Genomic DNA, 13594 nt, shown 5'->3' with positions numbered 1-13594 from the left:
ATTTCAATTAACCGCAGAGCGGATTACGTTGCAAATCAAGCACATTACAAAGAAGTACGGTACGGCAGAATGTTCGAGCGTAGCATCTTCTGAGTGCCCAGACCGTAGTTGGAACTCAGGCCGCGTAACTCGACGTTAAAGCCAATCACGTTATCGTATTTGCTCTGATTGTTTGTAGTATCCCAGCCGTTAAGCTTACGTTCGTAGCCGAAACGAATCGCGTAACAGCAGGAGTTATATTGCAGACCCAACATCTGGTCAGCTGATTTATTGGCATTTGTGTCAAAGTAGTAGGCACCGACGATTGACCAGCGATCCGCGATTGGCCAACTTGCTGCTCCACCGACCTGTGAAATCCCGTTTTTATACTGCTCTGCGGTGGAATAGTTCGGCAGAGTTGCCTGGATATATTCCGGGCTGGCATAACGATACGTTAACTGCACCATGCGGTCTTCATCACGACGATATTCGATCGCCGCGCTGCTTGTCGCAATATTGTCAAGACGCGTATCGTACTGCACACCGCCGCGTAAACCCCAACGGTCGGTCATGCGCCAGTAGGTGTCGCCAGCCCAAACCAGTGAACCCGTTTTGTTGTCTTTCTCCCAGTTAATGTTGTCATCACCAGTGCGAGACTCGGTGAAATAGTAGATTTGACCAACAGAAACGTTAAAACGTTCAACGGCGGATTCATCATAAACGCGCGTTGTGACCCCTGTCGTTAACTGGTTCGCTGATGCGATACGGTCAAGACCGCCGTAGGTACGGTCGCGGAACAGACCGCTGTAGTCTGACTGCAGTAACGAAGAGTCATAGTTATTGATGTTACTTTGGTCGCGATAAGGGACGTACAGGTACTGCATACGTGGTTCAAGCGTCTGGGTATACCCTTCGGCCAGCATTGCCATATCGCGTTCGAAAATCAGTTTACCATCCATCTTGAACTGCGGCAGCGTACGGTTTACCGACTCTTCAAGATGCGCATTATTGGTGGTGTTGTAATCATCAACATTCTTTTGCTGATAGTGGGTTGCCATCAGCTTGGCTTCGGTGTTCAGGCTCGCCCAGTCGTTAGACCACGGTAAACTAATGACTGGCTCCAGGTGTACACGCGTGGCTTCTGGCATGTTGGAATTGGTGTTAACAAAATGCACTGCCTGGCCGTAAATACGGGTGTCGAACGGCCCGACGTCATTCTGGTACCAGTTCACGTCCAGTTGCGGTTCAGCACCGTAGGTGCTCGAGGTCTGGGTGTTAAAGACCTGGAACTGTTTGGTCGACACGGTCGCGTTAAAATTCTGGATGGCATAGCCAGCACTGAATATCTGCGTGGCATAGCCGTCAGTACTGGAACCGTATTTAGAGTCAAAGTCGTTGAAATAATACGGATCGCTGACCTTGGTGTAGTCAACGTTAAAACGCCAGACCTGGTCCATTACCCCGGCATGACGCCAGTAGTACATCCAGCGGTGTTTATCGCCTTCGGTCGGATGTTCATCCTGGAAGACTTTATCTGATGGCAGGTAATCCAGTTCCATCAGACCTGTACCCGCCTGAGTCAGGTAACGGAATTCGTTTTCCCACATGATATTGCCGCGCTTGTGGATATAGTGCGGCGTAATCGTGGCGTCCATGTTGGGCGCGATGTTCCAGTAATACGGCAGGTAGAACTCAAAGTAGTTCGTGGTGCTGTATTTGGCATTGGGGATCAGGAAACCTGAGCGACGTTTGTCGCCTACCGGAAGCTGCATGTAAGGGCTATAGAAAACAGGTACCGGACCGAGTTTAAAACGGGCGTTCCAGATCTCTGCAACCTGTTCTTCGCGGTCGTGGATAACTTCGCTGCCCACGACGCTCCAGGTGTTGGAACCCGGCAGACATGAGGTAAAGGTGCCGTTTTCCAGGATTGTATAGCGGTTTTCGCCGCGCTGTTTCATCAGGTCTGCTTTACCACGCCCCTGACGACCCACCATCTGGTAATCACCTTCCCAGACGTTGGTATCTTTGGTGTTCAGGTTGGACCAGGCTTTCGGACCTTTCAGAATGACCTGATTGTCGTCATAGTGCACATTACCCAGCGCATCGACGGTACGAACAGGTTCAACAGCGCCTTCCGGCTGCTTCTGGTGCAGCTGCACTTCGTCGGCCTGCAGACGGCTATTGCCCTGGTTAATATCGACATTGCCCGTAAAGGTCGCATTGTCAGGATAAGTACCTTTTGAGCTGTCGGCTGTAATGGTTACCGGCAAGTTATTTGTATCGCCTTGCACCAGTGGGCGATTATAACTTGGGATGCCAAGCATACACTGCGAGGCGAGATCGGCAGCCAGCCCCTGATGGCTATACAGGGCGGAGCCAATCATAGTGGCCAGGAGGGTGGGGATACGTTTTTTCATACGTTATATTTTATTGTTCCGTCATCAGTGGCTACGGCTTACAAACGCTCAGAGACTATCTTACTCATCAGCGCAGTACCAGCGTTAATCCTGCCCGTTTGCGCGCCAGAGTGTTAGGCTCGCTATCGAATGACGAGTATGATAAAGCAAATTATAGGCGATGTCCTTCAATTGACCGCGGCTTGACCACGGTGATGATGGCGTTGCGTCGACCAGGAACATGACTATCCGGGGAGTATATGCAGTATTGGGGTAAAATAATCGGCGTTGCGTTCGCAATAATGATGGGTGCCGGGTTCTGGGGGATCGTACTGGGCCTCATTATCGGTCATATGTTTGATAAGGCACGCAGTCGCAAAATGGCCTGGTTTGCCAACCAGCGCGAGCGTCAGGCGCTGTTTTTCTCCACCACTTTTGAGGTGATGGGGCACTTAACCAAGTCAAAAGGACGTGTGACCGAGGCGGATATCCAGATCGCCAGCGTTTTTATGGATCGTATGAATCTGCACGGCGAGTCACGTCTGGCGGCGCAAAATGCGTTTCGTATCGGTAAATCTGATAACTATCCACTGCGCGAAAAAATGCGTCAGTTCCGCAGCATTTGTTTTGGCCGTTTTGATTTAATTCGGATGTTTCTGGAGATCCAAATTCAGGCGGCGTTCGCGGACGGTTCCCTTCATCCCAATGAACGTGATGTGTTATATGTCATTGCCGAAGAGCTGGGGATCTCCCGCATGCAGTTCGACCAGTTCCTGCGCATGATGCAGGGTGGCGCACAGTTTGGCGGTGGCTATCAGCAACAGCAGTCGTCTGGCGGCGGCTGGCAGCAGGCACAGCGTGGCCCGACGCTGGAAGATGCCTGTAACGTGCTCGGCGTGAAGCCAACGGATGATGCCACCACCATCAAGCGCGCCTATCGTAAGCTGATGAGTGAACATCACCCGGACAAACTGGTGGCGAAAGGTTTACCGCCAGAGATGATGGAGATGGCGAAGCAAAAAGCGCAGGAAATCCAGAAAGCGTATGAGCTGATTAAAGAGCAGAAAGGTTTTAAATAAAAAATGGCCCGACAGCGTCGGGCCATTTTTTTAGAAGTCCACCGGGGCTTTAAACGTCATGGCGTTACCAAAAACCGGATGGGTAATGGTGAGCGTTTGCGCATGCAGCTGCAAACGGCTCGCCATCGCCAGCGCTTCTGGCGGGGCGTAGAAACGGTCTCCCAGAATCGGGTGACCCAGCGCGAGCATATGCACGCGCAGCTGGTGTGAGCGTCCGGTGATCGGCTTCAGCAAGACGCGCGCGGTGTTATCCGGCGCGTACTCCAGCACTTCATATTCGGTTTGGGCAGCCTTGCCGGTTTCATAACAGACTTTCTGCTTCGGGCGGTTAGGCCAGTCACAAATCAGCGGTAAATCCACCAGTCCTTCCGCTTGTGCCGGGTGGCCCCAGACACGCGCGACATACTGCTTTTTCGGCTCGCGCTCGCGGAACTGACGCTTCAGCTCGCGTTCCGCCTCTTTGTTCAGAGCCACCACAATCACGCCGCTGGTGGCCATGTCCAGTCGGTGAACGGACTCAGCCTGAGGATAATCACGCTGAATACGCGTCATCACGCTGTCTTTGTGCTCATCCAGTCGCCCCGGCACGGACAACAGGCCGCTCGGCTTGTTGACCACCATGATGTGTTCATCCTGATACAGAATGACCAGCCAGGGATCCATCGGTGGATTGTAGGGCTCCATTACCATCTTGCGCTCCGTTTACTGATGCGTCACAACGATAAGACGCAGGGCATCCAGACGCCAGCTTGCCTGATTCAGGCTTTCCAGCACCTGCTGACGGTTACTTTCGATTGCAGCCAGTTCATCGTCACGGATGTTTGGGTTCACCGCCTTCAACGCTTCCAGACGTGACAGCTCCGCAGAGAGTTTCTCGTCGGCTTCGGTGCGTGCGGCATCAATCAGCGCTCTGGCCGCTTTTTCTACCTGGGTTTCGCCCAGTTGCAGAATGGCGTGTACGTCCTGCTGTACCGCGTTGACCAGCTTGCTGCCCGTATGGCGGTTTACCGCGCTCAGCTGACGGTTAAAGCTTTCGAACTCGACCTGGGCTGCCAGGTTGGTGCCGTTTTTATCCAGCAGCAGACGCACTGGCGTTGGCGGCAGGAAGCGGGTGAGCTGCAGCTGTTTTGGTGCCTGCGCTTCCACAACGTAGATCAGCTCCACCAGCAGAGTACCCACTGGCAGCGCTTTGTTCTTCAGCAGCGAAATGGTACTGCTGCCGGTGTCGCCAGAGAGGATCAGATCCAGTCCATTGCGGATCAGCGGGTGCTCCCAGGTAATAAACTGGGCATCTTCGCGGGACAGCGCCACATCACGTTCAAAGGTGATGGTGCAGCCATCTTCCGGCAGGCCAGGGAAATCCGGTACCAGCATATGATCGGACGGGGTCAGAACGATCATGTTCTCGCCACGATCGTCCTGGTTAATGCCGACGATGTCGAACAGGTTCATGGAGAAGCTGATCAGGCTGGTGTCATCATCCTGCTCTTCAATGCTTTCAGCCAGTGCCTGCGCTTTTTCGCCGCCGTTGGAGTGGATCTCCAGCAGGCGGTCGCGCCCCTGTTCCAGCTGTGCTTTCAGCGCATCGTGCTTCTCGCGGCAGGATTTGATCAGCTCATCGAATCCGTCGCTGCTTTCCGGTGCAGCCAGGTACGCGATCAGATCGGAATGCACCTGATCGTAAATTGTGCGGCCGGTTGGGCAAGTGTGTTCAAACGCATCCAGACCTTCGTGGAACCAGCGTACCAGAACGGACTGGGCGGTTTTTTCCAGATACGGGACGTGGATCTGAATATCGTGCGCCTGACCGATACGATCCAGACGGCCGATACGCTGTTCCAGCAGATCCGGGTTAAACGGCAGATCGAACATCACCAGGTTGCTGGCAAACTGGAAGTTACGGCCTTCAGAACCGATTTCAGAACACAGCAGAACCTGTGCGCCGCTGTCTTCTTCACCGAACCAGGCTGCCGCACGGTCACGCTCGACAATCGACATCCCTTCGTGGAACACGGCGGCGCGAATACCTTCGCGTTCGCGCAGAACCTGCTCCAGCTGCAGCGCGGTGGCTGCTTTAGCGCAGATCACCAGCACTTTCTGGGAGCGGTGAGCGGTCAAATAACCCATCAGCCACTCAACGCGCGGGTCGAAGTTCCACCAGGTTCCGGTATCACCTTCAAATTCCTGGTAGATCTGCTCCGGGTAGAGCATGTCGCGTGCGCGCTCTTCCTGCGTTTTGCGTGCCCCCATAATGCCGGACACTTTAATGGCCGTCTGATACTGGGTCGGCAGCGGCAGCTTGATGGTGTGCAGTTCGCGTTTCGGGAAGCCTTTCACGCCGTTACGGGTGTTACGGAACAGCACGCGGCTGGTGCCGTGCCTGTCCATCAGCATATCGACAAGCTCTTTGCGTGCAGATTCGGCGTTGTCACCGTCACTGTTGGCCGCCTGCAGCAACGGTTCGATATCCTGCTCGCCAATCAGATCGCTCAGGGTATTCAGTTCGTCATTAGAAAGGCGGTTACCTGCCAGCAACAACGCAACGGCATCAGCGACCGGACGGTAGTTTTTCTGCTCTTCAACAAACTGCTCAAAATCGTGGAAACGGTTTGGGTCAAGCAGGCGCAGACGCGCAAAGTGGCTCTCCAGACCCAGCTGCTCTGGCGTTGCCGTCAGCAGCAGGACGCCAGGTACGCGCTCGGCAAGTTGTTCAATCGCCATGTATTCGCGGCTTGGGGCCTCTTCGCTCCAGACCAGGTGGTGCGCTTCATCGACCACCATCAAATCCCATTCCGCATCACACAGGTGCTCAAGGCGCTGCTTGCTGCGGCGGACGAAGTCCAGGGAGCAAATCACCAGCTGTTCTGTTTCAAACGGGTTGTCAGCGTCGTGCTGTGCTTCGGCATAACGCTCGTCGTCAAACAGCGAGAAGCGCAGGTTAAAGCGGCGCAGCATTTCCACCAGCCACTGGTGCTGCAGGGTTTCCGGTACCACAATCAGCACGCGTTCGGCCGCGCCGGAAAGCAGCTGTTGATGCAGGATCATGCCTGCTTCAATGGTTTTACCCAGGCCGACCTCGTCTGCCAGTAACACGCGAGGCGCATGGCGACGGCCCACGTCATGGGCAATATTCAGCTGGTGTGGGATCAGGCTGGTGCGTTGACCACGCAGGCCGCTCCACGGCATGCGGTACTGTTCACTCTGGAACTTACGTGCGCGATAGCGCAGGGAGAAGCGGTCCATGCGGTCGATTTGCCCGGCAAACAGGCGATCCTGCGGCTTACTGAAGACCAGTTTGCTGTCGAGCAGCACTTCGCGCAGGATGACATCGGCCTCGTCGGTATCCAGACGAGTGCCGATGTAGGCGAGCAGTCCATTCTCTTCTTTTACGTCTTCAACCTTCAGCTGCCAGCCATCATGGCTGGTCACGGTGTCGCCCGGGTTGAACATCACACGGGTAACAGGGGAGTCATTGCGAGCGTACAGGCGGTTTTCACCAGTGGCAGGGAAAAGGAGGGTGACCATGCGCGCATCGACTGCAACCACAGTTCCCAGTCCAAGTTCGCTTTCTGTATCGCTGATCCAGCGTTGACCAAGTGTAAAAGGCATATATGTTCGGCTCTAATCTTTAATTGCAGGCAATAGTTCGACCACCGTCAAAAAAGACGGTCATCAAAAAATGGGTCCGGGAATGGAAAGGGCGCTATGGTACTGGATGGCAACGATTTCGTCACGCGTCAAAATAGGCCAAGTTGCCCTGTCACTAGTGTAGCAAAATCGTCGTCGATAAAGGGCAAAATTCCATCCGCAACCGGCTGAAGCTGGCGCGTCAGGTAGTGCTCGTAATCCAGAGGTGATTGCTGATAATCAACAGGTTCCGGGCCGCTGGTGGTCCAGACATACCTGATGGTGCCCCGGTTTTGATACTGCGGCGCGCGGCCCCGGCGCACGTTTTCTTCGTCCGCCAGACGGGCTGCACGTACGTGTGGCGGGACATTACGCTGGTATTCAGTCAGCGGACGGCGCAGGCGTTTGCGGTACACCAACTGGCCATCCAGCTCACCCGCCATCAGGCTGGCTATCGTCTCGCGTACGTAGTCCTGGTAGGGTTCATTGCGAAACACCCGCAGATACAGCGTTTGCTGGAACTGCTGTGCCAGCGGCGTCCAGTCGGTACGCACCGTCTCCAGTCCTTTAAACACCATCCGCTGCTTGTCACCTTCCTGAATCAACCCGGCATAGCGCTTTTTGCTGCCCTGATCGGTGCCACGAATCGTGGGCATCAAAAAACGGCTGAAATGGGTTTCAAATTCCAGCTCTAATGCACTGGTTAAGCGCTCTTTTTGCAAATGTTCACGCCACCAGTCGTTCACGAAAGCGACCAGCTGTTTGCCGATGAGTGCGGCATCGTCTTCTGAGTGTGTCTCTTTCAGCCACACAAAGGTGGAATCCGTGTCGCCGTAGATGACGTCATAACCCCGGGACTCAATCAGCGCTTTGGTCTGGCGCATGATGTCGTGCCCGCGCATGGTGATTGATGACGCCAGACGCGGATCAAAGAAGCGACAGGCGCTGGTGCCCAGCACGCCGTAAAAGGCATTCATGATGATTTTCAGCGCCTGGGAAAGGGGTTTGTTGCTGTGCCGTTTGGCTTCGTCACGACCGTACCAGATTTGCCCCACTATTTCTGGCAGGCAGTGCTTCTCGCGCGAGAAACGCGCGCCGAGAAAGCCTTCAGTGCTGTGGGCATCGTCTGGCTGAGCCATGCCCTCAACCAGCCCTACCGGGTCGATCAGGAAGGTACGGATAATTGACGGGTAGAGGCTTTTGTAGTCCAGCACCAGCACCGAGTCATACAGTCCCGGGCGGGAATCCATCACATAACCGCCGGGGCTGGCCTGCGGCGGCACATCTCCGAGGTTGGGCGCGACATATCCTGCCCGGTGCATACGGGGAAAATAGAGGTGGCTAAACGCCGCCACGGAGCCGCCGTGTCTGTCGGCGGCGAGGCCGTTGACCGTCGCACGCTCCAGCAGGAAGGGCATGATCTCGGTTTTGTGAAAAATCTGCGTCACCAGCTCGCAATCTTTCAGGTTATAGGTGGCAAGTGCCGGCTTGTCTTCGTTAAAGCGCCGGTCTATCTCGTCCATTCTGTCCCACGGGTTGTCGATGGATTTACCCTCGCCGAGCAGCTCCTGCGCGACGGTTTCCAGGGAGAAAGAGGAGAAATTCCAGAAGGCGGATTTCAGCGCTTCAATACCGTCGATAATCAGACGGCCATTGGCCTGCGCGAAGAATACGTCGTTTTTAAAGCCATGTTCACGCCACTCCAGTTCGGTATTACCGCGCCCCAGCATCAGCGGAATACGGTACCGCTCGGCATGTTTTTGCAGGACGCGCAGGTCGAACTGCACGACGTTCCAGCCGATCAATACATCGGGATCGTGATCGGCAAACCACTGGTTTAGTTTCTCCAGCAGTTGCGGTCGGCTATTGACATACTCAAGCTGAAAATTGAGGTCAGTGGCATCGCCATTTGGTGGCCCGAGCATATAGACAACCCGCTGTCCGCAGCCTTCAAGGCCGATGCAGTACAGCTCACCGTGACGGGTCGTTTCAATATCCAGCGAGACCCACTTCAGCGGCGGGCGATAATTCGGGTTGGGTTTCAGACGTGCGTTGATAAGCCTGCCGTTTTGCGTGGTGCCATCCACCCAAACAGGGGCGGTGATAAACCGCTCCATCAGGAAACGTTCCGGCGGGCGGATGTCGGCTTCGTAAAGCGTAATGCCCGCTTCGCGCAGCAGTTTTTCATAGCGCATCAACTGACGGTGGGCGCGACAGTACAGGCCATACACCGGCTGGCGGTGGAAATCTTTTAGCGCAAGTGGGGTGATACGCCAGCCGTTTTCACCGCGCAGCAACTGTTTCACTTTCTCAACGTGAGCTTCAGGAATAAAAGCCACGGACTCCTGCGGCGGCAGCGTCACCTGCAGCGGGCCGTTATCCGTCGCCAGCCAGAATTCGACTTCTGTCCCGGAAGGCGTATCCCGCCAGTGTCGGGTCAGTAAAAAACCTGCTTGCGCCACGCCGTCACCCCATAAAACAAAACCAGGCATGATTATAGCCTGGTTGAATATTTTATGCTGGGTATATATACAGCTTATTGCCCGTAATACGCCTTCGCACCGTGTTTACGCAGGTAATGTTTATCCAGCAGGGTTTGCTGCATATCCGGAAGTTGCGGTGCCAGTTGGCGGCAGAAGATCCCCATATAGGCAATTTCTTCGAGCACGATGGCATTATGCACGGCATCTTCGGCATTTTTGCCCCACGCAAACGGGCCGTGAGAGTGCACCAGCACGCCAGGCATCTGCGCCGCATCGATACCCTGTTTTTCAAAGGTTTCAACGATAACGTTACCGGTTTCCCACTCATACTCGCCATTGATCTCCGCATCGGTCATTAAGCGCGTGCAGGGAATGGTGCCGTAAAAGTAGTCCGCGTGCGTGGTGCCGGTGGCCGGAATGGACTGACCGGCCTGCGCCCAGATGGTGGCATGGCGTGAATGGGTATGAACGATGCCTCCAATCGTCGGGAATGACTGATACAGCAGGCGATGGGTTGGCGTATCGGAAGAGGGCTTTTTCTTGCCTTCCACCACTTCGCCAGTCGCAATACTGACCACCACCATATCCTCGGCGGTCATTACCGTGTAATCGACGCCGGAAGGCTTGATAACGAGCACGCCCTTTTCGCGGTCAACGGCGCTGACGTTGCCCCAGGTCAGCGTCACCAGGTTATGTTTCGGCAGCGCCAGGTTGGCTTCAAGTACCTGACGTTTGAGATCTTCTAACATGCAATCCTCCAGGAAAAGTGGCCCGCCTGCGGCAGGCCAAAAATCCCCCTGTTAACGTTTTGAACCGTAATACACTTCGTTCCAGCGCAAGGTGTCTTTGAAGGCTGGCAGGCGGGTATCGTTATCAATTACGGTCAATTCGATATCGTGTAGCTCGGCGAACTGACGCATGTCGTTGAGATCCAGCGCGTGGCTGAAGACGGTGTGGTGCGCACCACCGGCCACGATCCAGGCCTCGGAGGCGGTTGGCAGGTCAGGTTGTGCTTTCCACAGGGCGTTCGCGACCGGCAGTTTTGGCAGTGAATGTGGTGTTTCCACGGCATCCACACAGTTCACCAGCAGGCGGAAACGATCGCCCAGGTCGATCAGGCTGGCGTTGATGGCAGGGCCGGTACGGGTGTTGAAGATCAGACGTGCCGGATCCGCTTTTCCGCCAATGCCGAGGTACTGCACGTCGAGGATCGGTTTCTCTTCGACGGCGATCGAAGGGCACACTTCCAGCATGTGCGAACCGAGCACCAGGTCGTTGCCATTTTCGAAATGGTAGGTGTAGTCCTCCATAAAGGAGGTGCCGCCCTGCAGACCGGTTGACATCACTTTCATGATGCGAAGCAGAGCGGCAGTTTTCCAGTCGCCTTCGCCGGCAAAGCCGTAGCCTTGCTGCATCAGACGTTGTACGGCCAGACCTGGCAGCTGTTTCAGGCCGTGGAGGTCTTCAAAGGTGGTGGTGAAGGCGTGGAAGCCGCCCTGTTCCAGGAAGCGTTTCATCCCCAGCTCAATGCGCGCCGCATCCAGCACGTTCTGACGTTTGTCACCGTGGATCTGTGCGGCAGCGGTCAGGCGGTAGCTGCTTTCGTATTCATCAACCAGCGCGCTTACGTCGCCATCGCTGATTTCGTTCACCACCTGCACCAGGTCGCCCACGGCCCAGGTGTTCACGGAGAAGCCAAACTTGATCTGTGCGGCAACTTTATCGCCGTCAGTCACTGCCACTTCACGCATGTTGTCGCCAAAACGCACCACTTTCAGGTGGCGGGTATCCTGTTTAGACACCGCCTGGCGCATCCAGGAACCGATACGTTTTTGTGCGTGCTGATCCTGCCAGTGGCCGGTTACGACCGCATGCTGCTGACGCATACGCGCGCCGATAAAGCCAAACTCACGGCCGCCGTGCGCGGTCTGGTTCAGGTTCATAAAGTCCATGTCGATGCTGTCCCACGGCAGGGAGGCGTTGAACTGGGTGTGGAACTGCAGCAAAGGTTTATTGAGGATGGACAGGCCGTTGATCCACATCTTGGCAGGTGAGAAGGTGTGCAACCACACCACCATCCCGGCGCATTTGTCGTCGTAGTTCGCGTCGCGGCAGATGTGGGTGATCTCGTCCGGTGTCGTCCCCAGAGGTTTCAGTACCAGTTTGCACGGCAGTTTTGCTTCCGCATTCAGCGCGTTGACCACATGTTCTGCATGCTGAGTCACCTGACGCAGCGCTTCCGGCCCGTACAGATGCTGGCTGCCAATCACAAACCACACTTCATAATTATTAAAAATGGTCATTATCGTGTCCTTAATGGGTCAGGGTTGCCGTAGTGTCCGCGCTGTGTTTTGACGGGGCGGCGACAGGGAGATAGTGAAGTTCGGCGCTTTTTGCCCATTGCTGGTAGCGCTGATAAAGCTGTTCAAAACGTTGCGCCTGCTGGGCACGCGGCTGGAGGGTATTTTCTACGGCGCTCGCCATATGCTGTTGTGCGGTCGGGATATCGACATGAACACCTGCAGCGACGGCAGCAAAAATCGCCGCGCCCAGCGCACAGCACTGATCGGAAGCCACAATCTGCAGCGGACGGTTCAGCACGTCGCAGCAGGCCTGCATGATCACCGGGTTTTTACGGGCGATGCCGCCCAGCGCCATCACGTTATTCACGTCGATGCCCTGTTCGATGAAGCATTCCATAATGGCGCGTGCGCCAAAGGCGGTGGCCGCAATCAGACCGCCAAAGAGCGCCGGTGCGTCGGTCGCCAGGTTGAGGTCGGTAATTACCCCTTTCAGGCGCTGGTTAGCGAACGGTGTACGGCGACCATTGAACCAGTCGAGTACCACCGGGAGATGATCAAGAGACGGGTTTTTTGCCCAGGCGTCGGTGAGTTGCGGCAGAAGCTGTTTTTTGCTCTCGGTAACCTGAGCTTTCAGTTCCGGATGCGATGCTGCCAGTTGATCCAGCGGCCAGCCCAGCACGCGGCCAAACCAGGCGTAGATATCGCCAAATGCGGACTGACCTGCTTCCAGGCCGATAACGTCCGGTACCACGCTGCCGTCAACCTGGCCGCAGATACCTTTCACCGCACGGTCGCCAACGGTGGCTTTATCCGCCGTCAGAATGTCGCAGGTTGAGGTGCCGATGACTTTCACCAGCGTGTTGGGCTGTGCGCCTGCGCCGACTGCACCCATATGGCAGTCAAATGCACCGCCGGAGATCGCCACGTTCTGCGGCAGACCGAGGCGCTTTGCCCACTCTTCACAGAGCGTGCCAACGGGAATATCGGCGGTGAAGGTGTCGGTAAACAGCGGGTATTTCAGATTTTTGTTGATGACTGGATCGAGTTCATCGAAGAACGCTGCGGGTGGCAGGCCGCCCCAGCTTTCGTGCCACAGCGATTTATGCCCGGCGCTGCAGCGGCCACGGCGAATATCCTGCGGGCGAGTGGTGCCGGAGAGCAGGGCCGGAACCCAGTCACACAATTCAATCCACGATGCTGCAGCCTGCGCCACCGAGGCGTCGGCGCGGGTGACGTGCAGAATTTTGGCCCAGAACCATTCGCTGGAGTAAATACCGCCGATGTAGCGTGAGTAATCGGTTTTGCCGGGCTGATGGCATAAACGGGTGATGGCTTCGGCTTCGTCGACGGCGGTATGGTCTTTCCACAACACGAACATGGCGTTCGGGTTGTCGGCAAACTCTGGGCGCAGCGCCAGCACACGGCCTTCGGCATCCACAGGGGCGGGGGTTGAGCCGGTGCTGTCGACGCCAATCCCGACAATCTCTGCACGCTGTGCGTCAGACAGTTCAGCCAGAACGGTTTTGATTGCCGCTTCCATTGACTCAATATAGTCACGCGGATGGTGACGGAACTGGTTGTTTGGCGCGTCGCAGTAGCGCCCCTCTTGCCAGCGCGGGTACCACTCAACGCTGGTTGCTATTTCCTGACCATGGGTACAGTCCACCGCCAGGGCGCGAACCGAGTCGCTGCCAAAATCGAGGCCAATCGCAATTGCCATTGTGTTG

The 13594-nt window shown here is 55.8% G+C and carries 8 protein-coding genes; 1 reads left to right on the top strand and 7 read right to left on the bottom strand.

The window, feature by feature from the left end; all coding sequences use genetic code 11:
* Positions 1 to 44: 44 nt before the first annotated feature.
* The gene (gene lptD, locus ACJ9N4_RS08480) at positions 45 to 2396 is read right to left on the bottom strand and encodes an LPS assembly protein LptD (protein WP_411500395.1); all 2352 of its coding nucleotides are present in this window, start codon (positions 2394 to 2396) and stop codon (positions 45 to 47) included.
* 239 nt (positions 2397 to 2635) lie between these two features.
* Between lptD and djlA the strand changes: the two genes are divergently transcribed.
* Entirely contained in the window at positions 2636 to 3454 is an 819-nt protein-coding gene (gene djlA / locus ACJ9N4_RS08475; RefSeq protein ID WP_182273717.1) for a co-chaperone DjlA, read from the top strand.
* Positions 3455 to 3484: 30 nt separating this feature from the next.
* Here the strand turns inward: djlA and rluA are convergent, their stop codons facing one another.
* The 6 genes from rluA to araB all read right to left on the bottom strand — a co-directional run bounded on the left by rluA (position 3485) and on the right by araB (position 13587).
* On the bottom strand, positions 3485 to 4144 hold the full coding sequence (gene rluA, locus ACJ9N4_RS08470; protein ID WP_182273718.1) for a bifunctional tRNA pseudouridine(32) synthase/23S rRNA pseudouridine(746) synthase RluA: 660 nt from the start codon (positions 4142 to 4144) through the stop codon (positions 3485 to 3487).
* 12 nt (positions 4145 to 4156) lie between these two features.
* Positions 4157 to 7063: an RNA polymerase-associated protein RapA gene (gene rapA / locus ACJ9N4_RS08465; protein WP_182273719.1), complete on the bottom strand. Its 2907-nt coding sequence runs from the start codon at positions 7061 to 7063 to the stop codon at positions 4157 to 4159.
* Positions 7064 to 7191: 128 nt separating this feature from the next.
* The gene (polB, locus tag ACJ9N4_RS08460; protein ID WP_411500407.1) at positions 7192 to 9543 is read right to left on the bottom strand and encodes a DNA polymerase II; all 2352 of its coding nucleotides are present in this window, start codon (positions 9541 to 9543) and stop codon (positions 7192 to 7194) included.
* Between the two features lie 74 nt (positions 9544 to 9617).
* A complete protein-coding gene (gene araD / locus ACJ9N4_RS08455; RefSeq protein ID WP_182919391.1) occupies positions 9618 to 10313 on the bottom strand; it encodes an L-ribulose-5-phosphate 4-epimerase in 696 nt (231 codons plus the stop codon).
* A 51-nt stretch (positions 10314 to 10364) separates the two neighbouring features.
* Positions 10365 to 11867 carry an L-arabinose isomerase gene (gene araA / locus ACJ9N4_RS08450; RefSeq protein ID WP_182273721.1) on the bottom strand — a complete coding sequence of 501 codons (1503 nt, stop codon included), beginning with the start codon at positions 11865 to 11867 and terminating at the stop codon, positions 10365 to 10367.
* A 10-nt stretch (positions 11868 to 11877) separates the two neighbouring features.
* Positions 11878 to 13587: a ribulokinase gene (gene araB, locus ACJ9N4_RS08445; protein ID WP_182919393.1), complete on the bottom strand. Its 1710-nt coding sequence runs from the start codon at positions 13585 to 13587 to the stop codon at positions 11878 to 11880.
* Positions 13588 to 13594: the final 7 nt, after the last annotated feature.

This window comes from Enterobacter sp. LM3 (genome assembly GCF_046622475.1).
GTDB classification, from domain to species: domain Bacteria; phylum Pseudomonadota; class Gammaproteobacteria; order Enterobacterales; family Enterobacteriaceae; genus Enterobacter; species Enterobacter cloacae_P.
Note: the sequence above shows the minus strand (reverse complement) of the source record. Positions and strands in the feature narration are given on the sequence as shown.

Excerpts from the sequence above, each read along its gene's own strand:
- lptD (WP_411500395.1), bottom strand. The coding sequence starts at position 2,396 with ATGAAAAAACGTATCCCCACCCTCCTGGCCACTATGATTGGCTCCGCC.
- djlA (WP_182273717.1), top strand. The coding sequence starts at position 2,636 with ATGCAGTATTGGGGTAAAATAATCGGCGTTGCGTTCGCAATAATGATG.
- rluA (WP_182273718.1), bottom strand. The coding sequence starts at position 4,144 with ATGGTAATGGAGCCCTACAATCCACCGATGGATCCCTGGCTGGTCATT.
- rapA (WP_182273719.1), bottom strand. The coding sequence starts at position 7,063 with ATGCCTTTTACACTTGGTCAACGCTGGATCAGCGATACAGAAAGCGAA.
- araD (WP_182919391.1), bottom strand. The coding sequence starts at position 10,313 with ATGTTAGAAGATCTCAAACGTCAGGTACTTGAAGCCAACCTGGCGCTG.
- araA (WP_182273721.1), bottom strand. The coding sequence starts at position 11,867 with ATGACCATTTTTAATAATTATGAAGTGTGGTTTGTGATTGGCAGCCAG.
- araB (WP_182919393.1), bottom strand. The coding sequence starts at position 13,587 with ATGGCAATTGCGATTGGCCTCGATTTTGGCAGCGACTCGGTTCGCGCC.